Below are 22,617 nucleotides of genomic sequence, written 5' to 3'. Positions count from 1 at the left end.
GCCCCCTATCGGTCGTTGTCGGGCTCAACCACCTCGGCCTCGACGAACGATGTGGTCGGCTCGACCTCCGCGTCATAGGACACATCGGCCCGGTCCCGGACCACGGCACCCGCGAAATCGTCGTCGACGAGTTCGTCGCCCCGTTGCGCCGCCGCGTCTTTACGCGCGGCGGCCGCGGCCTCGTTCATCTCGATGGCGTCGGTGATCCACTCACCGATCTCCCTGGTGACCTCCGCGACGGTGCCGGTGATGATGTTGGCGATATTTCCGACATGTCGCGCGCCCGAGGAAGTCAATTCCTGAATTAGATCCTTGTTACTTTCGAATTTTCCGATCATTCACACGCCCACTTCGGTTGTGTTTCGCTGTCGCATCACAATAACACCGGGCGTGGACTCCTTCCTGACCAAGAACGGCGGCAGCGCCAGCTCGAAAATCTTCAGCCAAACCGATCCGACTTGCTTTCCGAGCGCACCGGTGTTGTACGGCAATCCATACTTCGCGCACAGTTCCCGAACTTCGGGCGCCATCTCCGGATAGCGGTTCGCGGGCAGATCCGGGAACAGATGGTGTTCGATTTGATGCGACAAATTACCGGACATGATGTGGAACAGCTTGCCGCCGGTGATGTTGGCCGAGCCGAGCATCTGCCGGACGTACCACTCGCCGCGGGTCTCCTCGGCGGTCTCCGCTTCGGTGAACGTCTGTACGCCCGTTGGGAAGTGGCCGCAGAAGATGATGGAGAAGGCCCACAGGTTGCGCACCAGATTCGCGGCGGCGTTCCCGGCGAGCGTGCTGAGGAACAGCGGACCGGTCAGCGCCGGGAAGACGACATAGTCCTTGAGCACCTGCCGACCGGCCTTGCGCCACTGGCCCTTGAGCAATCGCTTGACCTCCGCCCAGCTCTTCTTGCCGCGCAGGATGTTCTCCACCTCGAGGTCGTGGCCCATTACGCCCCACTCGAATGCCACCATCAGCGCGAAGGCGTACAGCGGCTGACCGAGTCGCAGGATATTCCACTGCTGCGCCTCATCCATGCGCAGGATGCCGTAGCCGATATCGCGGTCCATACCATGGATATTGGTGTAGGTGTGGTGCATGTAGTTGTGCGAATGCTTCCACTGATCCGCCGGGCAGACGTTATCCCATTCGAACTCACGGGAATTCAGGCCGCGTTCACGCATCCAGTCGTACTGGCCGTGCATGACATTGTGGCCGATCTCCATATTGTCCAGGATCTTCGACACACTGAGCGCGGCAACCGCGGCCAGCCAGAACGGCGGCAGGAAGCCCAGATACATCAGGCCGCGACCGGCGATCTCGAAACCGCGCTGCGCCTTGATGATCGAGTAGATGTATTCGCGGTCACGGTCGCCGAGGTCGGCGACGATGCGGGCGCGCAGGTCGTCCAGGGCCTGGCCGAGTTCCTCGACCTGCTCCGGGCTCAGTACCAGCGGGCCGTCTTTCGTTTCGGTCAAAATTGTCATTGGCGTTGGTCCCCTTGTTATTTCAGATATCGATCTCGACGTCGCCGACGGGCGCGTTGATGCAGAGCTGGATGGGCTGATCCGGATCGCTGTCGGTTTCGCCGGTGCGCACATTGCGGGTGCAGCCGGTGCGCCGCACCGCGGTACAGGAAAAGCAGATACCCATCCGGCAGCCGTATTCCGGGGTCAGGCCAGCGGCCTCAGCCTGTTCCAGCAGGACGGCGCCGTTGTTCTCGGCGGTGCTGCCACTGGCCGTGAAGCTGACCGTGCCGAACGCCTCGTCCGCAGCGACGGGGGTGGTGGACAGGGTGAACTCCTCGGCGTGCAGCCGGTGGTCCAACCGTTCGGCCTCGAAGATCTTGCGCACCGCGTCCATCAGGCCCTGCGGTCCGCAGACATAGGTCTCGCCATCGGCGAACCACGGCGCGATGCGTTCGAGCTGGTCGTAGTCGAAGTAGCCGGACCCGTCGCCGGGATGGCGCACCTCGATGCGGAAGTTCCGGTACGCCTGCGCGATCGCCTCCAGCTCCGCACGATGTGGCACCACTTCGGGCGATTTCGCATAGTGCAGGAAGGCGAGTTCACCTGGGTAGCCCTCATCCGCCAGGGTGCGCAGCATGGACAGCACCGGCGTGATGCCGCTGCCGCCGCTGATCAGCAGCACCCGTTCGGGGCGCGGTTCGGGTAGCCGGAAGACGCCGTCGGCGGGTTCGAGGCTGACAACCATGCCCGGGACCGCATTGCGGTACAGATATTGCGAAACCAGGCCGCCCGGATGCGCCTTGACGGTCAGTTCGATGTGCCGGTCGCGCCGGGCCTCCGGATTCACCGGCGAGTAGCACCGGGTGTGCCGGATGCCGTCGATCACGACGCCGATCTGCACATATTGTCCGGCGGCGTGGCCGCGCCACTGCCGGGTGGGACGCAGGGTCAGCGTCACCGAACCCGGCACCGAGCGGCGGACGTGGGTGATCTGCGCCCGCAGCTCGCGAACTGTCAGCGTCGGATGGACGAGCTCCAGGTAGCGATCGAGTGGGTGCGGGGTGGTCAGGGTTTGCACCAGGTCGAGAAGTCCGACCATGCGGTTCTCCGTTCAATGTGCGGCGGACGCTGGGTCCTCCGTGGTCACGCAAGCAGCTGCCAAGCTGTCCCCGAGCTCATGCCGCGGGTGCCTCTACTTGTCGGGCTGCGGCGTGCTCCCGAACTTCTTCGACGAAGATTTCAGTGCACGCCTGTACACTCAACAAGTGTGACTGATGGACCGGGTCCGGTGTCAACCAGCAATTGATGTGACCCGAACTACATCCTCGGAATGGACAAATAGTGAACGGATGTATGCTCACTGTGATGAGCGAGCCCGCAGGTAGCCGAATAGAACGCAAGGAGCGCACCAGGCAGGCCCTGCTCGACGGCACGCTCGCGCTGGCCGCCGAGCGCGGCTTCGGTGCGCTGAGCCTGCGCGAAATCGCCCGATCCGCAGGCATTGTGCCGACCGCCTTCTACCGCCATTTCGCCTCACTCGACGATCTCGGCGCGGCCCTGGTCGACGAGGGCATCCGCGCGCTGCGGCTGGCCCTGCGCCAATTGCGTCGCACGCCCGACGCCCGGCTTTCGGAGACCGTGCGGTTCGTCTTCGAACAGGTCGCCACCAAGCGCGAACTCTTCGGCTTCATCACCCGGGAACGCCGTGGCGGTTCGGCCGCCCTGCAGCACGCCATCGCACTCGAACTGCAATTGATCGTCCGCGAGTTGGTCGTCGACCTCTCCCGCATTCCGGACCTGGACTCCTGGTCCCCGGAAGACCTCGAGCTGGCCGCAGACCTGATCGTCTCGACGGTCGCCGACTGCATCGCCGACTACGTGGCCGCTGCGCCCCGCGACCAACCCGCCATTATCGACCGCACCATCCGCCAGGTCCGCCTCATCGCCCTCGGCATGGCTGCTTGGCGGCCCGCGAAGAACCGTTAGGCCGCGTTCCGCTCCGGCCCGCGCACCGGCAGCAGCGCCGCCAAACCGAGGGCGAGGACCGCCAGGATGCCGACAATGCCCGCGCGATCGGCATCGAAGGCCCAGACGAAGAAGCCGAAAAGGGCTGGGGCGAGGAAGGATACGGCGCGGCCGGTGGTGGTGTAGAGGCCGAACATCTGGCCTTCGCGGCCGGGCGGCGCCAGCCGGGTAAGGAAGGAACGGGCGGCGGATTGGGCGGGGCCGACAAAGATCGTGAGCAGCAGGCCGAATACCCAGAACATGGTCGGGCCGGACACGATCAACAGCGCAATGCCGCAGATCACCATGGCGACCAGCGAGATGACGATCACGATCTTCGGGCCGACCCGGTCATCGAAACGCCCCGCGGTGACCGCACCGAGGGCCGCGACGACATTCGCGGCGATGCCGAAGAGCAGCACATCGGAATCGGCGATGCCATAGACCCGCACGGCCAGGATCGCACCGAAGGTGAACACCCCGGCCAGGCCGTCCCGGAAGATCGCACTGGCGACCAGGAAGCCGACGGTGCGCCGATCGACGGCCCAGAGTTCGCGCAGATCCCGCCACAGCACCCGGTAGGAGCCGAGGAATCCGGCCCTCGCCGCGCCCGGATCGGCATTGGTGCGCGGTAGTTCGGGCACGACCAGCAATACCGGCAGCGCGAAGGCCGCGAACCAGACGGCGGCCAGCATCGCCACCAATCGGATATTCGTCCCGTCATCCACGGGCACGCCCAGCAAGCCACGGTTGTCGCCGTGGCCGGATATGAAGCCGAAATAGCTGATCAGCAGGATGAAGATGCCACCGAAATAGCCCATGGCCCAGCCGAATCCGGAGACCCGTCCGACATCTTCTGGAGTGGAGACCTGGCGCAGCATGGCGTTGTAGGGCACACCCGCCAATTCGAAGAATGCCGAGCCGAAGCCGAGCAGGACCAGACCGAGCCAGAAGTACCGGTAGTCGTCGTGCACGAAGAACATCAGCACCATCGACAGGATGGTCAGCGTGGTCAAGGCCCCAAGAGAGCCTTTGCGTTTCGCGCTCGCGTCGAAGCGCTGCCCACTGATCGGCGCGGTGAGTGCGACCGCGAAACCCGCGAGGCCCAGCGCCCAACCGAGCCAGGCGCTCGGTGACACCCCGCCCGGCAGATCGTCACCGACCTTATCGGTCAGATACACCGAGAAGACGAAGGTCAGGATCACGGCGTTGAACGCCGAGGACCCCCAATCCCACAATCCCCACGCCACAACGTGCCCGCGCCCGGCAGCTTGCCCGACTACCGCTCGCGGGTCCACCTCGGGCTCGCCCGTCACGCGACCACCAACCCATTCGAATCGCCGCGCGATGCCGCCCTCATGGGCGCAGCCTAATGCGGATTTCGTCGACAGGCGGGTCAACGCTCGATACCGACACGCTATGCACTCAGTTGCATAGTACTGCGTGTAACGATAACCTTGCGCTATGGCCCTCGAACATGCGCTGCTGGTATCGCTGACCGAGCGCGCCGGTTCGGGTTATGAACTGGCGCGCCGCTTCGACAAGTCCATCGGCTTCTTCTGGAACGCGACCCATCAGCAGATCTATCGGGTGCTCAAGCGCATGGCGGAATCCGGGTGGCTGAGCAGCGAGGCGGTGGCCCAGGAGGGGCGCCCCGATAAGAAGGTCTACTCGGTGAACGAGGCGGGCCGCGCCGAATTGGCGCGCTGGATCGCCGCGCCGACCGATACCGCTATCCCACGCAACGAACTCGGTGTGAAGATCCGCGCCGCCGAATATGGCGATATCGACGCGCTCTGCGTCGAGGTCGCCCGGCATCGCGATCAGCACCACCAGCGGCTGGAGCTCTTCCGGCTCATCGAAAAGCGTGACTTCCCGGCACCGGATCAGCTCTCCGGTACCCCACTGCACCAGTACCTGGTGCTGCGCGCGGGCATTCGCGTGGAGTCCGGATTCGTCGAATGGTGCGACGAAGTACTGCAAGCCCTGCAACCTCGTGCAACAGCCCCGCACGCGGACCCGAAGAAAGGTGAGACTCAGCGATGAGTTCGTTCCCCCATCTTTTCGAGCCCCTCGATCTCGGCTTCACCACCCTGCGCAATCGCGTGATCATGGGATCGATGCACACCGGCCTGGAGGATCGCGCCTGGGATACCAATCGGCTCGCCGCCTATTTCGCCGAACGTGCCCGCGGCGGTGTCGGTCTCATCATTACCGGCGGCTACGCCCCGAACCGCACCGGCTGGCTGCTGCCGTTCGGCGCCAAGCTCACCAATAAGACCGAGGCGTACCGGCACCGGGTGATCACCAAGGCCGTGCACAAGGAGGGCGGCAAGATCGCCATCCAGATCCTGCACGCGGGCCGCTATTCCTATATGCCGGGCAGTGTTTCGGCGTCCTCGATCAAGGCCCCGATCAACCCGTTCCGCCCACGCAAGCTCTCCGCGCGCGGCGTCGAGCAGACCATCGATGACTACGTCCGCTGTGCGAAACTGGCCCAGTTCGCCGGCTATGACGGCTGCGAAATCATGGGCGGTGAAGGCTACTTCATCAACCAGTTCCTCGCGCCGCGCACCAATAAGCGCACCGACAAATGGGGCGGATCGGCGGAGAACCGGCGCCGGATCGCGGTGGAGATCGTGCGCCGCACCCGGGCCGCGGTGGGGACCGACTTCATCATCGTATTCCGGCTGTCCATGGCCGAGTTGGTCGAGAAGGGCCAGACCTTCGACGAAATCGTAGCGCTGGCAAAGGAACTCGAAGCCGCGGGTGCGAGCATTCTGAATACCGATATCGGCTGGCACGAGGCGCGCGTCCCGACCATCGTTACCTCGGTGCCGCGCGCGGCATTTGTCGAATTCACCGCGAAGATCACCGAGCAGGTGAATATTCCGGTCTGCGCCTCGAACCGGATCAATATGCCCGAGATCGCCGAGGAAATCCTCACTCGCGGTGATGCGCAACTGGTTTCGCTGGCGCGGCCGTTCCTCACCGATCCGGAGTGGGTCAATAAGGCCGCCGCCGACCGGGTCGACGAGATCAACACCTGTATCGCCTGCAACCAGGCCTGCCTGGACCACGCCTTCCAGCACAAAACCGTGTCCTGCCTGCTGAACCCGCGCGCAGGCCATGAGACCGAACTGAAGCTGCTGCCGACCCGGCGCAGCAAGCGCGTCGCGGTCGTCGGCGCCGGACCGGCCGGACTTTCGGCCGCGGTCAATCTCGCCGAACGTGGGCACCGCGTAGACCTTTTCGAAGCCGACGACAAGATCGGCGGGCAATTCGATATCGCGCGCCGCATTCCGGGCAAGGAAGAGTTCAACGAATCGATCCGTTATTACACCAGGATGCTCGAGATCACCGGCGTGAACGTGCACCTGAACAAGCGGATCACCGCGGCGGAACTGATCGAGGCGCGCTACGACGAAATCGTGCTGGCCACCGGTGTGCGCCCGCGCATTCCGAATATTCCGGGCATCGACCACCCGATGGTGCTGTCCTATGCCGAACTGGTGCGCGCGGAGCGGCCCGTCGGCAAGCGCGTCGCGGTCATCGGCGCGGGCGGTATCGGCTACGACGTGAGCGAATTCCTCACTGTCGAAGGACATCCCGCGCTCAAGCTGGACGAGTGGAAGGAGGAATGGGGCGTCGACTCCACCGACGAGCAGGTCCCCGGCCAGCTCACCAAGCCCAAACCCGCCCCCGCCGCCCGCGAAGTCGTACTGCTGCAACGCAAATCGACCCCCTTCGGCAAGGACCTCGGCAAAACCTCCGGCTGGGTGCACCGCGCCGCACTCAAAGCCAAGGGCGTCGAACACGTCGGCGGCGTCAACTACGAGCGCATCGATGACAACGGCCTGCACATCAGCTTCGGCGAAAAACGCCAACGCCCCCAACTGATCCCGGTCGACAACGTCATCATCTGCGCAGGCCAGGAATCCGTACGCGAACTCGAAGAACCCCTGCGCGCAGCCGGAGCCACTATCCACCTCATCGGCGGCGCCGACCTGGCAGCCGAACTCGACGCCAAGCGCGCAATCGACCAGGGCACGCGCCTGGCCGCCCGGCTCTAGCAGCTCACCGGCCGGGTACCCGGTGTCGAGGCGCGACCTATCAGAGTGGGTTGAGGCGGGCCTTGAGCAGGCAGAACTCATTACCTTCCGGGTCGGCCAGGACATGCCACTGCTCCTGCCCGGTCTGGCCGATGTCGGCCGGGCGCGCACCGAGCTTCAGCAGGCGTTCGAGCTCGGCGTCCTGATCGCGGTCGGTGGGGTTGACGTCGATGTGCAGCCGGGATTTCCCCGGCTCCGGCTCATCCCTGCGACTGAGGATGATCGTCGGCTGCGGACCGCCGAACCCTTCGCGCGGCCCGATCTCCAGCGTGCCGTCGTCCTCCCGATCGAGCACGACGAAGTCCAGTACCTCGCACCAGAACCGCGCCAGCACCTCAGGGTCGCGGCAACCGAGCACGAGCTCACTGATACGACATGCCATTAGCGAAACCTGCTCTCAGCCTGGGGAACTGCCGGGAGACCAGGTGAACCCCATGGGCTCCCCGCAGTGAAAACAGTCCCGCGATCGTACCGGACGAGGCGAACTCGGGCGAGGCGATTTCAGAGCCGCCCCTGTCCGGGCAGCCGGGATGGCATTTCTTCAGCTCGAGCCCGGTCGTCGAAGCGCGTGCGGGCGCGCTCGACGTCGGGCAGTGTGGTTGTGGCCCAGTGCAGCAGTGCGTCGATGAGGTCTTGCAACGACCGTCCGAGGGACGTGAGGCGGTACTCGACGGCGACCGGTCGCGTACTTGTGATGACGCGCTCGACCATCCCGTTGCGCTCCAGGCGCCGGAGTGCGGCGGTGAGTGACTTCTGCGTCACGGCGGGGATCGTTCGACGGAGCTCGTTGAAGCGCAGCGGGCCTCGTTCGCACAGTGCGTCGAGGATCTGGAGTGACCACTTGTCGAGCACGTGGTCGAGCAGCTCGCGGTGTTGCTCGGTGAGCTGAGGGCTGTCCGAATGTGGTGGAGCGGTTTCCGGCATGACACCTAGTCTCGTTGAAGTTCCCTTGGAGTACCAGGTAGACATCGGATACCTACTCCGATAGCGAAAGGGACACCCATGGCAGTACAGCTGCTGACCCCGAAGGGCATGTTCACTCCTGTTCCGTACCACCATGTTTCGATCAGCACGGGTACTCGCCACGTGCACGTGGCCGGCCAGATCGCGCGCGACGCCGTCGGCAACCCTGTCGCGACAGGTGACCTCACCGGTCAGGTCGCGCACGCACTGCGCAACACCGCACGGGGCCTCGCCGGGGCCGGGGCAAGCTTCGCCGACGTGGTGCGTCTGCGGTTCTTCGTCACGCACTGGAGCCCGGACAAGTACCACGACTTCGTCGCAGGAATCGAGTGCGTCGCAGACGAACTCGGAATACCGCAGCCGTTGCCGCCCCTGTCGGCGATCGGCGTCGACTACCTGTTCGAGCCCGATGTGCTCGTCGAGGTCGAGGCGTTCGCCGTGCTCGACTGAGATCCTGGCCCCCTGGTCATGGACAGTGGTGAGGCTTCGTTCGAATCCCGGGCGATCCTCACCACTGTGTCGGTAGTCGAACCTGCCCGGTGCTCTCGGGCTGACTGCCGGGTTCTGAATCCTGTGGGGCTTGCCGATCCGGGGCAGGGATGGGCGCTGAGATCATCTTCTGGTCCTATCCCCTAGGCTCCACTCGTGAGCTTGCCCTCTCCTACCTCTGAGAATCGCGCGGTCGTTACCGGCGCCTCGTCCGGCATCGGTACGGCGCTGGCCGCTGAACTTGCTGCTCGCGGGTATTCGTTGATCCTGGTTGCGCGGCGTGGGGAGGTATTGAACGAGCTGGCACAGCGGCTGACGCTGGCGCACGGCATTACCGCTGAGGTGCGCGCGATTGATTTATCCGACCGCAGCGCACGGGCGCCGCTGGTCGAGGAGTTGGCCGCTCGCAATATCTCGATCCTCTGCAATAACGCCGGTATTGCCACATTCGGCGCGGTTGCCGAACTCGATCCGGCCTATGAGCGCGACCAGATGGAGCTCAACGCCGTCGCGGTGCACGATCTCACCTTGGCCGTGCTGCCCGGGATGATCGCAAGGGGTGGTGGCGGGATCCTGATCAGTGGGTCGGCGGCGGGCAATATGCCGATTCCGAACAATGCGACCTATGCGGCAAGCAAGGCCTTCGCCAATACCTTCTCCGAATCGCTGCGCGGCGAATTGAAGGGCTCGGGCGTACACGTCACCCTGCTCGCCCCCGGCCCGGTCCGCACCGAAACCCCGGATCCGACCGAGGCCTCCATCGTCGACAAAATGGTCCCCGACTTCATGTGGGTCACCTCGGAATACACCGCCAAGATTTCCATCGACGCCCTGGCCCGCAACAAGATGCGTGTGGTCCCGGGCCTGATCAGCAAGGGCATGAGCGTCGCAGGCCAATACGGCCCCCGCTCCCTCACCGCCCCGATCGCCGGTGCGTTCTACAAGAAGCTCGGCGGCTGAAGACCCCGAGCCGCTGCGAACGCTTGGCGGTCACCACCCGATGAGGCCGCAGGCATGACCTCGCACACGGCCCAAGTTCGAAGATCCGGTCGGCGGAGACGTCGCGCACCCACTGTTCCTGTGCTGCGCCGACCACAGCCGGTGCGTCTTGGTTGTCCTGACCCGCCGACCGCACGCGTCAACCGTGACGGGAACGGCAGCCCGGCCGTGGGCAGCATCGGCTTGGGTGCCGACAGGGTCAGCGGACGTAACCGCGTGCCCTGACCGACCAGAACCACTCCCGACCCGGACCGCACGCCCCGCGGTCCGAGTTCCAGCGTCGTTGCGACGAGATGCGCCGCGTCCCGTAGAACGCGCTGTAGGCGGCAGCCAGCAAACTCACTTTTGACCCGAAGTGGTGACAGACGCCGCCGGTTGACACCCTCGCGCCGAGCCACCACGAGGTCAGGTCCACTGTGGCCGGTTCCGCGATCAGTTCCGCGCGCAGGATGTCCAGCAGCACTGTCGGGCGGCAGGAAGCCGAGCCATGCACCGGCGGTAACGTCGGATCAGGCCCGGCCCAGCGCGAGCGCGGGCCAGGCAACAGCGCACTGCCGCATCGGTCAGCAACCCGTCAGGAACCAACTCGGGTGCGTCAAGGAACTGTCAGCATTTCCCATGGTCAATAGGAAGCGGCGTAGTCCTGAAGTCGGCCCCGCATGGAGAGAAAGCGGGGGCACACCGAGGAGAGAATCCACGTGACGCTGCTCGAAATCTTCCCGTCGCTACGGTCGGGAATGCCTTCGCGCCTCGACTCCGCGGTCTGGCCGCGGGATACCCACTACGACGGCGACGGCAGAATCACCCTCGGCGGGGTCGCCCTCGCCGACATCGCCGACCAGTACGGCACCGCCACCTACGTACTCGACGAGCAGGAGGTGCGTGCCCGCTGCCGCGCCTACAAGAAGGCCTTCCCGGAGGCCGAGATCATCTATGCGGGCAAGGCGTTGATGATTCGGGCGGTCGCGGAATGGGTTACCCAAGAAGGACTTTCGGTGGATGTATGCTCGGCGGGCGAGCTGGCCATCGCTCTCGCGGCCGGTGTCGATCCGAAGCGGATCGTCCTGCACGGCAATGGAAAATCCTATGATGAGCTGGATGCCGCCGTTCGCAGCGGCGTCGGCCGGATCGTGGTCGACTCGCTGACCGAGATCACCCTGCTCTCCGCGCTGGCCACCCGGCCACAGCAGGTACTGCTCCGACTATCTCCCGGCATCGATGTGCACGGGCATCCGGCGGTGAAAACCGGTGTGCTGGATCAGAAATTCGGTTTCCCGATCGGCGGCGAGATGGCTACCGAAGCGATCGAACGCGTTATGCGCATGCCGAACCTCGAGCTGATCGGTTTCCACTGCCACCTCGGCTCCCAGATCTACGATCCGGACCACTACGGCGAGGCGGTGCGGCGGATGATCGGCGAAATGGCAAGGGTCCGCCAGGATTACGGTCGCATCCTCACCGACCTCGACCTGGGCGGCGGACATGCGGTCGCCTACCGCAGCGGCGACGCCGAGATGAATCTGGCCGAACTCGCCGACATCATCGACGACGCCCTCGACGCAGGCTGCGCGCGACACCACTTCCCGCGCCCGAATATCGCCATGGAACCGGGCCGCGCCATCGTGGCGCGCGCCGGGGTCACGCTGTATCGGGTGCTGTCGGTCAAGCACATCGACGGCGGACGGACCTACGTCACCGTCGACGGCGGCATGGGCGATAACGCCCGCGTGGCGCTCTATGGCGCGAATTACGAAGTGGTCGTTGCCAATCGGCATACCTGCGGTCCACAGATGACCGCGACGGTGGCCGGTCGCTACTGCGAGGCGGGCGATGTGCTGGCCACCGATATCCGTCTGCCCGCCGACCTACGTCCCGGCGAGGTGCTGGCAGTGCCGTGTACCGGCGCATACCACCACAGCCTCGCCTCGTCCTACAACAGCGTCGGCCGTCCACCGATCATCGCGGTGCACAAAGGGCGCGCCCGCCAACTGGTCCGCCGCGAAACCATTGCCGATCTACTCCTCCGCGATATCGGCAACTGACCGCGCCGCCGGTCCAATCAGAAAACGAACCGCACCAGGCAGGGACGCGGCAGTCAGCGGGACGGCGACGCAATCCGGCCTCGCGCACCGCGGCAGCGCGGCCCGGCGATGCGGCGCGCGAGCTGGACCGCGCCACGAGTTCACGAGCCCATCTCGATTACGGTTTCGACATGGTGGAACGCTCCCTGCGCAGCGTGACCTGACGCTCAGTTCGGCCCACGCAGCTTCTTCGCCGTCTGCACCGCGGTGAGCGCATTGAGACGACCGAAGCCGTACTTGGCGCTGTGCCCGTCCGCGCCGTACCCGCCGTGCTGCGGATCGATCATGTCGCATGACTGCTTCAACAGGTCCTTGACCTCCTGTGACGCGAGATCCGGGTGCATCGACAGCACCAACGCCACGACACCGGCCGCCCCGGGGCATGCGCTCGACGTACCACCGAAGCTATTGGTGAAGTTTCCGGCGGCATCGCCGTCATCGGTGGTGCCGACGTTGTACCCGGCGGCACCGTGCCGGTCGACGGTCCAGATACCGGGTGTCAAAGCGTCGGGATGATGGAACGGCGGATGCCCGAAGTCGCTGCTCGGGAACGCGCACCAGACCGCCTTGCCGAAATCGCTGTAGACACTGCGTTTTCCGGTGTCGTTGCAGGCCGCGACGGCGATCACCTTCGGGAAACTCGCGTAACCGTCATTGTCGACGGACTCGTTGCCATTGCCCGCGGCGAACAGCACGACGCATCCCTTGCCATTGCGGCCATTGGTCACCGCATGCTCGATCGCCAATCGCGTGCTGGCCGGTAGCGGCACCACCTGATTGTGGGCCGGGTCGTTCGGTCGGAACCAGACGCCGTCGGCGGGGCCCCAACTGCACGAGATGACATCGGCGCCGTGGTCGGCCGCCCACACGAAGGCGCGCGCCTCCGCCTGGGATCCGAGTTCGGAGGCGAGCCGAATCGGCATCAGCCGGGCGGCGGGTGCCACGCCGGAGGCACCGATCGTGCCATCGGCGCAGGCGACACCCGCGCAGGCGGTGCCGTGATTATCGCCGTCCCGAGGTCCGGTCCCGTTCGAATCGCGCGGGCGCGGATTGCTGGTCTGCAGGGTCGCGTCGCGCGGTGCGACCACCTTGCCCGCCCCACCGAATTCCGGGTGGTCGATATCGACACCGTCGTCGATGAGCGCGATCGTGATGCCATTGCCGCGCGTAATCGCATGGGCCGCTTCCACATTCGCGTGCGCGTTCACCGCCACGCCGCCGATGGTGGTCGGCTTCAGATGCCATTGCTGCGGAAAGATCGTCTTGCGGGAGCGACGCCGGATCAGCTCGGGATGGCAGTAGACGACATCGTCACGGCTCAGCAGCCCGTTCGCGATATCGAACACCTGCTGCCCGGTCCCCTCGGCCGCGCTGGTGAAATACGCGTTGGTCGCATAGGTCACCGTTTCCTTGATCCGCAGACCCGCCTCGTCGAGCACCCTGCGACACTGCTCGGGCTTCGCGTCGTCGGTGAACTTCACGAAGATGTTCTCGGTGTAGAGCACCGGCTCCTTGCTCACCGGATCCACGAGCACGTGACCGGCGAAACGCACCTCCGGCGCGGCGGCCAGCACCGATTTGCGCGCGGCGATCGACCGCGAATCGGGCGGCACCCGATAGACCTGCACGCCCGCCTCGGGATAGGACACCACCAGTGCCGCGTCATCGAGTTCACCGCTCAGCGGTGTGCGGACCGATCCGATGGAGCGAGGAATCGGGCGCTTGTTCTGGGTTCGGACCGCGATCAGGTCCGGACTTTCTTGCAATGGGAAACCGGGATCGTTTTTGGTCCCGAAGTTTGCGGTAGGCATGACGACTCCTTAACTGTCTCCGCCCCGAACACCACCGCGAAAATAGCGCTGACCAGCGACGATGTATCGAGTACCGGCTACTCGAAAATGACTGGACCCGCCGACGGCAAACAACGAGTCCGGATTTCCACCCGGGTGGCGCCCCTCAGCGCTTACGGGTGCCGAAAATGCTGCGGCTGATCTCGCGCCCGGCGGCGGTGGCCGCCGAACGCAGGAAGCTCTTCACCGCCGGATTCCGCATGATTCGCTCGGCCGCCGACTCCTCCTCTTTCGGGGCACGGCCGGGTGCCGGAACTGGCTCCGTTTCCTGTTGTGCCGCAGCGACTTTTGCGGCGAGTATCTCGTAGGCCGACTCTCGATCGATGGTCTGGCCGTACTTGGCGGATAGCGCACTGGACAGCGCTCGCGACTTGATCTGCTCATCGCCGATGGTGTCCATGAGCGAGCGCGGTGGCGCAATCCTGGTCCACGCCACGGGAGTTGGGGCGCCCTGCTCCGAGAGCACCGTCACGATCGCCTCACCGGTGCCCAGCGAGGTGAGCGCCTTCTCCAGGTCGTAGGCCCCGGTCTTCGGATACGTGCGCACCGTCTTTGACAGCGCCTTCTGATCGTCCGGGGTGAAGGCGCGCAGTGCGTGCTGAATGCGCGCGCCCAATTGGGAGAGCACCGGATTCGGGATATCGGTAGGCAGTTGAGTGCAGAAGAAAACGCCCACCCCCTTGGATCGGATCAGCTTGACCGTCTGCTCCACCTGCTCCAGGAATGCCTTCGAGGCATCGGCGAACAACAGGTGTGCCTCATCGAAAATGAAGACCAGCTTGGGCTTTTCGACATCGCCGACCTCCGGCAGGGTCTGGAACAGATCGGCGAGCACCCACATCAGGAAGGTGGAGAACATTACCGGCCGGGCCGCCTGGGCGCCGAGTTCGAACAGCGTGATCACACCCTGGCCGCCCGCGGTGCGCAGCAGATCCGTCGGATCCAGTTCGGGCTCACCGAAGAATGTATCGCCGCCGTCGGCCTCCAGATTCACCAGCGCACGCAGGATGACACCCGCGGTCGCCACCGAAACGCCGCCGATGCCCTTGAGATCTTCCTTACCCTCCGGGCTGGTGAGATGGGTGATGACCGCACGCAGATCCTTCAGATCCAGCAGGCCGAGCCCCGCCTTGTCCGCCCAGTGGAAGATCAGCCCGAGCGTGGATTCCTGAGTCTCGTTGAGGCCGAGCACCTTACTGAGCAACACCGGTCCGAATGCGGTGATGGTCGCGCGGATCGGCACCCCGACTCCGCCGGTCCCGAGCGAGACGAATTCGGTCGGAAATGCGGACGGCGCCCAGCCCGCCGCGCCGGTTTCGGTCGCTCTGGCGCTGAGCTTGTCATTCGCCTTACCCGCCTGCGCGAGCCCCGAAAGATCACCCTTGATATCGGCGAGCACCACGGGCACACCGGCCCGGGAGAGCTGTTCGGCAATGCCCTGCAACGTCTTCGTCTTACCGGTACCCGTCGCACCGGCAACCAGACCGTGTCGGTTCATGGTGCGCATCGGAATCCGTACGCGCGCAGTCGAATCGACGGCGCCGTCGACGACAATGGTGCCCAGCTCCAGCGCGACTCCGTCGAACGCGTACCCGGCGGCGATCTGCTGAGCCACGGATTGCTCTGCGGCCCTGGCGGTTTCGTCTGCCGCCGCCTTCGCGGTTTCGGCCGCCGCGGCACTGGCGGCCGCCGTCTCGGCCGTCGCGGCGGCTCTCGACTGCGCGGCACCGGCCTGCGCCGCATTCGGATCGGTGGTCGCGGTCGACGCCTCCTGCTCTGCCAACTCGCGCTCAGCGGCTTCGGCCGCCGCGGCCGCCTCCGCTGCGATGCGCGCCGCCTCCTCGGCTGCCTTCCTGGCCGCGGCCGCCTTCTCCTGAGGGGTCGGCCCACCCGGCTCCCGACCACCCCCGATCGAATCGCTCCGCGATCCTGTATTCATCGCGCGTCCTCCGTCTGGTCTGACTCCGCACTGCTTCCGCAGTGTTAGCTGTCATGCCGAAAACGCCTACGCCGATCTCATACAAACTCTATCGCCGCCCCCGCGGTCGAGCCGGCCCAACCCGCTGGTGACGTGCACTTATTACGCAGAAAGCACCGGCATAGCCGCCGGTTTCGAGCAATGCGAGGGCGAGCATCCGCCGATGCCGAAGGCATCGCCGATAAACACAGCTAAGGTTGCTCTGGTGTCCGATAAATACGTGGTGTGGATGGATTGCGAGATGACCGGCCTGCGCCTGGACAGCGACAAGCTGATCGAGGTGGCCGCGCTCGTGACCGACAGCGACCTCAATATTCTCGGTGAGGGCGTGGATATCGTCATTCACGCCGATGACGAGGCCCTGGCCGCCATGCCGCAGGTGGTCGCCGATATGCATGCGCGCTCCGGCCTCACCGACGAGGTGCGCCGCTCCACCGTGACCCTCGCCGACGCCGAGAAGCAGGTGCTCGACTACATCCGCGAATACGCCCCGACCGCGGGCACGGTCCCGCTGGCGGGCAATTCGATCGCGACCGACCGTGGCTTTATTGCCCGCGATATGCCCGCGCTCGATTCGCATCTGCACTACCGGATGATCGATGTGAGCTCGATCAAAGAGCTGTGCCGCCGCTGGTACCCGCGCATCTACTTCGGCCAGCCGGAGAAGGGGCTCACCCACCGCGCCCTCAGCGATATCAAGGAGTCCATCCGCGAGTTGGAGTACTACCGACGCACCGCCTTCGTCCCCACCCCCGGCCCGTCGACAGCAGAGATCGCCGCCATTGCGAACGAACTGAGCGGAACCGCGAAGGACGCCGAGCAGGGCGGACAAAACGGCACGTCAGAAACCGATTAGGGACTCGAGGGGTTGACACGCTAATATCGAGCGCGCTGGTAATTCACCGGCGATGGTGAGTGTAGTTCAGTTGGTAGAGCACCAGGTTGTGATCCTGGCTGTCGCGGGTTCGAGTCCCGTCACTCACCCCTATAAGAAGGTGTGAACCGATTCCCGATGGAGGCGGTTCACACCTTCTTCATTTCCGCAGGTAGAACGGCAGGACCGCCCGGTTCGCACAGCGGGACACGAGCGCCCTCGAACGGGGCGTAGGAACCCGTTGGGGACAAACCGGCAGCCCGTCGTCGGACACCGCAGCCGACGTAAATTCCACTGGGACACAGCTCGCTGTGACGACAGAGGCGGTAGCGACGTGAGGGCGCGCCAGGTGACGCAGGTCGTGGGTAGCGAGGACGGCTGTGTCACCTAGGTGGCAGAGCGTTGGGTTGGGCCGCGGCTTATGTTGGGTCCACGCGCTCGAGCTTGGTCCAGCCGGTCCAGCCTCGCTTCGTCAACAGTTCGATCAGCCGACCTACCTGCGGCGTGGTATCGAGCGCCAGTGTGTCCAGCAGCTTGGCGAGCGGTGGGTCGATGCCGCCGCCGACATAGTCTTCGCCCTGCTCGTCGACCATCTGCGTGATGTAGGCGGCCGTCCTGTCGGCCAGCTCGACCAGCCTCGGGTCGTCGTCGGTGCAGTCGAGAGCCTGGCCGAGGGTGAGATAGAAGTCGATGAACCGCGGGTCGGCGATCTGCTTGCCCTTGCGTGCCATCAGCTCCGGGACTTGTTCGGGTGAGTGTGCGGCCAGCGGGATCCAGCCGTCGCGTTCGACCTGGACGATCCGCTCGTCGACCCCGAGTGCCCGCAGTCGGTCGAGAAACTCGACGACTTCTGGTGGCAGCGCTAGGTTGTCGCCGGCGGCGAGACGGGCGATCCGCTCGCGGTGCCGCTGCCGCTCTCGGATCTCCGCCTGTAGCCGGTCGTCGATGTTTGCGACCGCCGCTGCGAACCCCTCCGGGTCGGCCTGCAGCAGCTCCCGCACGCGCGCCAGCGGGACTCCGGCCTGGGCGAGGATCCGAATCTTGATCAATTCGACCACGGCGCCGGCGTCGTACCGCCGATAACCGGAGTGGTCCCGCTCTGGCTCCGGCAGCAGCCCCTTGGCGTGATAGTGCCGCACCGCCCGCACCGTCACTCCGGCGTAGGACGCCAACTCGCCGATCGTCAGCATCGGATCAGTCTCCTGGGCCTGAGAGCTGTTTACGAGGCCGCTTGGCCCGCCGGGCCTTGTGCGCTTCGGATGATCCGGGCGATTTCCGGGGCGTGGGTAATAACGAGCCCGTGACCGGCGTCGATCCAGCAGGTGGAGATATGCGGCCGCTCGCGGACGAGCCGCTCGATACCAGCGCGCCAGTTCTGGTTGCGCCACGGTGCCCGCCCTTCGCCGCTGTCGCCGGCCATCGAGCTCGACATGATCATGGTGACCGGACAGTCGATCCGCCGGTACCGGTCGAGGATTCCGGACCGAACCACTTCGATCTCGACATCCAGGTCGAGGAATGCCTGTGCGGTAAGCAACACCTGACGCGCGGTGCCCCGGTCGGCCTCGAGTTGCGTCGCCAGGTTCTCCCGCATTGCGCGGAACTCCGGCAGGTCGGCCTCGGTGACGAAGGGTTCGGGCACCGGGTTCGCCCCGTCGATGAGAACGAGCTCGGCGACGATGTCAGGACATTCGGCGGCATAGTGCACGATCAGGTCCGCGCCCAGTGAGTGGCCCACGAGCACGGGCGCCGAGGGCAGGTCGAGGCGTCGAATCTCCGCCATCACGGCGGCGAGATCACCGAGGAACGCCTGGAAGGAGTACCGGTCGGCGGCCGAGGAAAGACCATGGCCGCGGAGATCGAAGGTCACCACGTCGTGGTCGTGCCGTAGCAGCTCGATGAGTTCGTGCAGTTCGGCCTGTGTCGAAGTAAGCCCAGGGCACAGGACCAGCGGTCGTCCCTCGCCGCCGCGCGACACCGGGATCGTGACACCGTCGTGGTGAACCGTGAAGTGCCGCATCGCAATGGTTTCCGTAGTCATGCCAACCATGCTGAGAGGTTGACCCTGCGTCAGGGTCAACCGTCGGACGACCTGTCCGCTGCACACCCCCCGGCAATCGACAAAACGATCAGCCTGAGTCGGCAGAAAGCCCGCTTGCGCACGGTCGGAAGCCACAGCAGGCGGCACGCGGTATCGACCGCGGCATCGGCGGCTCGTTCGAACGACACTGATCGTGATCACCCGGCCCGGCTGATCTCGTTCGCGATCGCCATCATCGCCTCTAGCCGGTCGGCGCGGTCGCTGATGCACTCGCATCGCAATTGCGTTGCAGGGAACCGGAATAGGACCGCCTCGTGTGCGGCGCGCGCTCAGTTAATGACGGTCGCCATCGCCGCCGGGTGGGCCTGGAAGCCGACGCGGAAGTGTTCTTCACCAGCCGATTCGAGGATGGGACGGCACTTGTCGGTGCCGTCACCTATCTTGGGCGCATCGTGATCGACCGGGAGGGAGAACGATGGCCTCGAATCCGAGTGCCACGCCGGATGAACCGGCTTGGGAAAGCGCTTCTGTCGTGCGGGTTTTGCCCGCCGTCGCGCCGCGCAAACTGAACAAGGTGCCGTTCGTGGAGCTGGCCGACGGACGCCTCCAGGGCGTGGTGTCGAGTGGCTCCGATATTTCACGCGTGTACGTGGCGTCGGTGACCGCGGGGACGCATGGGCTGAGCTGTAGCACCAATAACAACCGGCCGTGCGGCGGGTTGAACCAGGGGTGGGTCTGCAAGCATCTGGACGCACTCATCGAAGAAGCTGTGCTCCAGTACGGGGAGGACCGGGTGGCGCGGTTCCTGCGTGTCGAGGTCCCCGAGGGCACCCGACTCGCGCACTGCCTCAATGGAACTCGCGACCCCGCTCCGGCCGCCGCGGTGTTCAGCCGGTTCCTGCGGCATCTGACCTACCTGGAACTGCCGGGTAGCGCGACGCCGATCCCGGAACTGCACTGGTTCCCGGCGGGGGTGGGTCGCTGATGCAGGCTGTACAACTGGCCGCGCTGGCGGCTACGCCCGACGGCGTCGCGGCGGCCCTGGACGCGGTGGGCGGCTTCGATACCGCGTTGGTCAACGGCTTCGCCCGGGTTTCCGAACCGCAGAGCGCGGCACTGGCGGCGCTGGCCGCGGCCGTGGCGGGTTCGCCACTGGCCGAGGCGGTTACGGCGGCGGTGTCGAAGGTGAGCACGGGGGCAATCGGCACGGACGAGCTGTCAGCGCTGGCCGCCGCCCGGGCCGCCCTGCTGGGCGCGGTGCACGACGCACTGGTCGACCAAGCCGATACGGCCATGGGCCGCAATCGATCCGAGTGGTCAATTGAACCGGATCAAGCCACCCCGAGCCCACTCGTGACGGGTTCCCGCGCCTGGCTGGGCGAACTGGCCATCGCCGGATGGCGCGGCGTGGACCACGACCTGGTGGCAGCCGCGGATCAAACCGTAGAGTCGCTGCTGGCCGAACCCGCGCTGCGACGGCTGGCGATGCTGCTGGACGGCTTCACCGCCGAACTGGGCGCTTGCGCGCCGATCGCCACCATGGACCGGGTGCCCGCGCGACGCTGGGCCGATCTCTGGACGCGCGCCCTGCTGCTGTCCTGGCGCGGCGCGGAATCCGCGACGAGCGAGCCGGTTTCGGGTCGCCTGCTGCCACTGGGCGTGGACGTGCACGAACACGGGACCGCGGTGCAGGTACAGGTGCACGGCGTGCTGGAGGTCGCGGGCACACCGGCCCGCCGGGTAGTGGTGTCGGTGACGGCGGCCAAGGTGGATACCATTGTGGGCCCCGCGGTTTGGCAGTTGCTGGGCGCGCATCGACAGTTGCTCACCGCGCTGGCCGAGCAGCGCGCGCTGGAGCTCACCGAGATGCCGCTGACCGCGACCGGTGACCTGCTGTGGAATGACGATCAGGCCAAGGCCGGAGATGCCGCCGATCCGTTCGTCACCGCCACTGTGCAGCTGCCGCAGGCGCAGGCCCCGGCCGTCGCGCCGCTGAATCGCGATCCGGTGCACATCGCCGAACCGGTTCTGCTCGAGGGGTATCGGTTCCGCGACGGTGCGCTGGAGTTGGGTGAGCAGCGGATTCGGGTGGAACTGGACGCGCTGCCGTCCGCCGGTCCGCTCACTCCGGCCGGGGTGACCGGCTCCAGCACCATGATCGGATTGCTGCGCTGGGATGCCGGCGGCTGGTCGGTGCGACCGCTGGCCGTGCGGCGCAAGGTCAAGAGCGCACTCACCGCCTTCCACAACGGTGATTGGGCGCTCGGCCCGACCGATCCGAAAGTCGCCAAGGCACAGGCCAAGTCGGGCGATGCCGTGGCGGTGTTGCGTGAACGTGCGGGACGGTTGCTGCGGAAATGACTACAGCATCGCGAAGCGATTCCATGGGAGGTGGCGGTCGGGTGACGGGTGGGCCGAATCATGAGACGCGACGCCAGATCCTGTACTGGCGTCTACTGGCCGGCGTCTTCAATGCGGATCAGCAACCGACGCTGGAACAGGCGAGCGCGGGCATCGTCGACGATCTGGGGTTGCCGCTGGCCGTGCTCGATCCGGGCATTTCCATCGACAATGTGGTGCAACGCTATCCGGAGATGAAGGCGGAGTTCGAAGGCCTCGACTTCTCCGAGACAGTTGACTCCACAGCCGAGACCGTGGACTCCACAGCCGAGGACGAGGCGGAAGCCGCTTCGCCCCGGCCCGTCGGCGCGGCCGATATCCGCACCGCCGCACTGGTTTCCAAGCTGCTGCTGAACGTCTTCGCCACCGGCTCCGGTCAGGTCAGCGCCACCCAGCTGGCGGGCTGGCAGTCCGATGCCACTTGGCTGCGCCGCTGCCTGGGTGAGGAGCAGGCCGGCGCCGTACAAGGCGTGCTCACCGGTCTGGAAGGCGAACTGGTGTCCCGCATGCGGCTGCGCGAAGTGCTGGCCGATCCGCACCTGGCCGCCCAGCTCACCCCGAGCATGTCGCTCATCGAACAACTGCTGCGCGACAAACACAATCTGTCCGGCGTGGCCCTGGTCAATGCCAAACGCCTCATCCGCCGCTACATCGACGAGGTCGCCGAAGTCCTGCGCACCCAGGTGCAGCAGACCAGCGTCGGCACCGTCGACCGCTCGGTCCCACCCAAGCGGATCCTGCGCAACCTGGACGTGGACCGGACCATCTGGAAGAACCTGCCCAACTGGAACCCCCAGGACGAGCGCCTGTACGTCGACCGGCTCTACTACCGCCAGACCGCCAAGCGCACCGTCCCCGCCCGCATGATCGTGGTGGTGGACCAGTCCGGTTCCATGGTCGACTCCATGGTGAACTGCACCATTCTGGCGTCGATCTTCGCGGGCCTGCCCAAGGTGGATGTACATCTCATCGCCTACGACACCCGCGCCCTGGATCTCACCCCGTGGGTGCACGACCCGTTCGAGGTGCTGTTGCGCACCAATCTCGGCGGCGGCAACGACGGCCCGGTCGCCATGGCCATGGCCCAGCCCAAGATAACCGACCCGAAAAACACTGTGCTGGTGTGGATTTCAGACTTCTACGAGTTCGACCGCTCCCAGCCGCTGTTCGAGGCCATGGAGGCGGTGCACCGCTCCGGGGTGAAGCTCATCCCGGTCGGCTCGGTGAACAGCTCCGGCCACCAGAGCGTCAACCCGTGGTTCCGTGAACGGTTCAAAAACCTTGGCACCCCGGTGATTTCCGGACGCATCCAGAAGCTCGTGCACGAACTCAAGAACTTTCTCGACTAGGAGACAGC

At 65.6% G+C, this 22,617-nt stretch carries 20 protein-coding genes, 1 tRNA gene and 1 pseudogene; 11 read left to right on the top strand and 11 right to left on the bottom strand.

The window, feature by feature from the left end; genetic code table 11:
- Nucleotides 1-5: 5 nt before the first annotated feature.
- The 3 genes from ABZ293_RS15610 to ABZ293_RS15600 are packed head-to-tail and all read right to left on the bottom strand — an operon-like array spanning nucleotide 6 to nucleotide 2,568.
- Nucleotides 6-338 carry a hypothetical protein gene (locus tag ABZ293_RS15610; RefSeq protein ID WP_355181034.1) on the bottom strand — a complete coding sequence of 111 codons (333 nt, stop codon included), beginning with the start codon at nucleotides 336-338 and terminating at the stop codon, nucleotides 6-8.
- Nucleotides 339-1,487 carry an acyl-CoA desaturase gene (locus ABZ293_RS15605; protein WP_355181032.1) on the bottom strand — a complete coding sequence of 383 codons (1,149 nt, stop codon included), beginning with the start codon at nucleotides 1,485-1,487 and terminating at the stop codon, nucleotides 339-341.
- Between the two features lie 22 nt (nucleotides 1,488-1,509).
- Nucleotides 1,510-2,568, bottom strand: coding sequence for an FAD-binding oxidoreductase (locus tag ABZ293_RS15600; protein WP_355181030.1), 1,059 nt, complete (start codon nucleotides 2,566-2,568; stop codon nucleotides 1,510-1,512).
- 266 nt (nucleotides 2,569-2,834) lie between these two features.
- Here ABZ293_RS15600 and ABZ293_RS15595 point away from each other — a divergent pair, with 266 nt between their 5' ends.
- The gene (locus ABZ293_RS15595) at nucleotides 2,835-3,455 is read left to right on the top strand and encodes a TetR family transcriptional regulator (protein WP_355181029.1); all 621 of its coding nucleotides are present in this window, start codon (nucleotides 2,835-2,837) and stop codon (nucleotides 3,453-3,455) included.
- On the opposite strand, the gene ABZ293_RS15590 is transcribed toward ABZ293_RS15595, so the two are convergent.
- On the bottom strand, nucleotides 3,452-4,789 hold the full coding sequence (locus ABZ293_RS15590) for an MFS transporter (RefSeq protein ID WP_355181027.1): 1,338 nt from the start codon (nucleotides 4,787-4,789) through the stop codon (nucleotides 3,452-3,454). The two genes, ABZ293_RS15595 and ABZ293_RS15590, sit on opposite strands and share 4 nt — an antisense overlap.
- A gap of 148 nt (nucleotides 4,790-4,937) precedes the next feature.
- Here ABZ293_RS15590 and ABZ293_RS15585 point away from each other — a divergent pair, with 148 nt between their 5' ends.
- Both ABZ293_RS15585 and ABZ293_RS15580 read left to right on the top strand, forming a co-directional pair.
- The gene (locus ABZ293_RS15585) at nucleotides 4,938-5,519 is read left to right on the top strand and encodes a PadR family transcriptional regulator (RefSeq protein ID WP_355181025.1); all 582 of its coding nucleotides are present in this window, start codon (nucleotides 4,938-4,940) and stop codon (nucleotides 5,517-5,519) included.
- Entirely contained in the window at nucleotides 5,516-7,546 is a 2,031-nt protein-coding gene (locus tag ABZ293_RS15580; RefSeq protein ID WP_355181023.1) for an NADPH-dependent 2,4-dienoyl-CoA reductase, read from the top strand. The genes ABZ293_RS15585 and ABZ293_RS15580 overlap by 4 nt, the downstream gene beginning before the upstream one ends.
- A gap of 40 nt (nucleotides 7,547-7,586) precedes the next feature.
- Here the strand turns inward: ABZ293_RS15580 and ABZ293_RS15575 are convergent, their stop codons facing one another.
- Nucleotides 7,587-7,967 (bottom strand): VOC family protein, encoded by a 381-nt coding sequence (locus tag ABZ293_RS15575; protein ID WP_355181021.1) that lies wholly within the window; start codon nucleotides 7,965-7,967, stop codon nucleotides 7,587-7,589.
- 119 nt (nucleotides 7,968-8,086) lie between these two features.
- Complete coding sequence (locus tag ABZ293_RS15570; RefSeq protein WP_355181019.1) at nucleotides 8,087-8,509, bottom strand: helix-turn-helix domain-containing protein; 423 nt, start codon at nucleotides 8,507-8,509, stop codon at nucleotides 8,087-8,089.
- Between the two features lie 78 nt (nucleotides 8,510-8,587).
- Here ABZ293_RS15570 and ABZ293_RS15565 point away from each other — a divergent pair, with 78 nt between their 5' ends.
- Together ABZ293_RS15565 and cmrA are read left to right on the top strand one after the other, a co-directional pair.
- Nucleotides 8,588-8,998, top strand: a complete 411-nt coding sequence (locus tag ABZ293_RS15565) for a RidA family protein (RefSeq protein WP_355181017.1) — start codon at nucleotides 8,588-8,590, stop codon at nucleotides 8,996-8,998.
- A 195-nt stretch (nucleotides 8,999-9,193) separates the two neighbouring features.
- Nucleotides 9,194-9,997, top strand: coding sequence for a mycolate reductase (gene cmrA / locus ABZ293_RS15560; protein ID WP_354961451.1), 804 nt, complete (start codon nucleotides 9,194-9,196; stop codon nucleotides 9,995-9,997).
- Between the two features lie 179 nt (nucleotides 9,998-10,176).
- Here cmrA and ABZ293_RS15555 read toward each other — a convergent pair.
- A pseudogene (locus ABZ293_RS15555) lies at nucleotides 10,177-10,293 on the bottom strand (sugar phosphate nucleotidyltransferase); the annotation flags it as partial.
- A gap of 441 nt (nucleotides 10,294-10,734) precedes the next feature.
- Here ABZ293_RS15555 and lysA point away from each other — a divergent pair.
- The gene (gene lysA / locus ABZ293_RS15550) at nucleotides 10,735-12,078 is read left to right on the top strand and encodes a diaminopimelate decarboxylase (protein ID WP_355181015.1); all 1,344 of its coding nucleotides are present in this window, start codon (nucleotides 10,735-10,737) and stop codon (nucleotides 12,076-12,078) included.
- 206 nt (nucleotides 12,079-12,284) lie between these two features.
- Here lysA and ABZ293_RS15545 read toward each other — a convergent pair whose 3' ends face one another.
- Together ABZ293_RS15545 and ABZ293_RS15540 are read right to left on the bottom strand one after the other, a co-directional pair.
- Nucleotides 12,285-13,928: a S8 family serine peptidase gene (locus ABZ293_RS15545; protein ID WP_355181013.1), complete on the bottom strand. Its 1,644-nt coding sequence runs from the start codon at nucleotides 13,926-13,928 to the stop codon at nucleotides 12,285-12,287.
- Nucleotides 13,929-14,073: 145 nt separating this feature from the next.
- Entirely contained in the window at nucleotides 14,074-15,906 is a 1,833-nt protein-coding gene (locus tag ABZ293_RS15540) for a helicase HerA-like domain-containing protein (RefSeq protein ID WP_355181011.1), read from the bottom strand.
- Between the two features lie 244 nt (nucleotides 15,907-16,150).
- Between ABZ293_RS15540 and orn the strand changes: the two genes are divergently transcribed.
- Nucleotides 16,151-16,801 carry an oligoribonuclease gene (orn, locus tag ABZ293_RS15535; protein WP_355181009.1) on the top strand — a complete coding sequence of 217 codons (651 nt, stop codon included), beginning with the start codon at nucleotides 16,151-16,153 and terminating at the stop codon, nucleotides 16,799-16,801.
- Nucleotides 16,802-16,856: 55 nt separating this feature from the next.
- A tRNA-His gene (locus ABZ293_RS15530) sits at nucleotides 16,857-16,929 on the top strand.
- Nucleotides 16,930-17,238: 309 nt separating this feature from the next.
- Here ABZ293_RS15530 and ABZ293_RS15525 read toward each other — a convergent pair.
- Nucleotides 17,239-18,009, bottom strand: coding sequence for a MerR family transcriptional regulator (locus tag ABZ293_RS15525; protein ID WP_355181007.1), 771 nt, complete (start codon nucleotides 18,007-18,009; stop codon nucleotides 17,239-17,241).
- A gap of 29 nt (nucleotides 18,010-18,038) precedes the next feature.
- A complete protein-coding gene (locus tag ABZ293_RS15520; RefSeq protein ID WP_355181006.1) occupies nucleotides 18,039-18,860 on the bottom strand; it encodes an alpha/beta fold hydrolase in 822 nt (273 codons plus the stop codon).
- Between the two features lie 475 nt (nucleotides 18,861-19,335).
- Between ABZ293_RS15520 and ABZ293_RS15515 the strand changes: the two genes are divergently transcribed.
- From ABZ293_RS15515 to ABZ293_RS15505, 3 genes are read left to right on the top strand one after another with little or no spacing between them, the layout of a single operon-like run.
- Entirely contained in the window at nucleotides 19,336-19,845 is a 510-nt protein-coding gene (locus ABZ293_RS15515) for a hypothetical protein (RefSeq protein WP_355181004.1), read from the top strand.
- Nucleotides 19,845-21,221 carry a hypothetical protein gene (locus ABZ293_RS15510; RefSeq protein WP_355181002.1) on the top strand — a complete coding sequence of 459 codons (1,377 nt, stop codon included), beginning with the start codon at nucleotides 19,845-19,847 and terminating at the stop codon, nucleotides 21,219-21,221. The genes ABZ293_RS15515 and ABZ293_RS15510 overlap by 1 nt, the downstream gene beginning before the upstream one ends.
- Before the next feature lie 41 nt (nucleotides 21,222-21,262).
- A complete protein-coding gene (locus ABZ293_RS15505; RefSeq protein WP_355181000.1) occupies nucleotides 21,263-22,609 on the top strand; it encodes a VWA domain-containing protein in 1,347 nt (448 codons plus the stop codon).
- Nucleotides 22,610-22,617 lie beyond the last annotated feature (8 nt).

Origin of the sequence: Nocardia sp. NPDC005998 (assembly GCF_040614395.1) — a bacterium.
GTDB lineage: Bacteria > Actinomycetota > Actinomycetes > Mycobacteriales > Mycobacteriaceae > Nocardia.
Note: the sequence above shows the minus strand (reverse complement) of the source record. Positions and strands in the feature narration are given on the sequence as shown.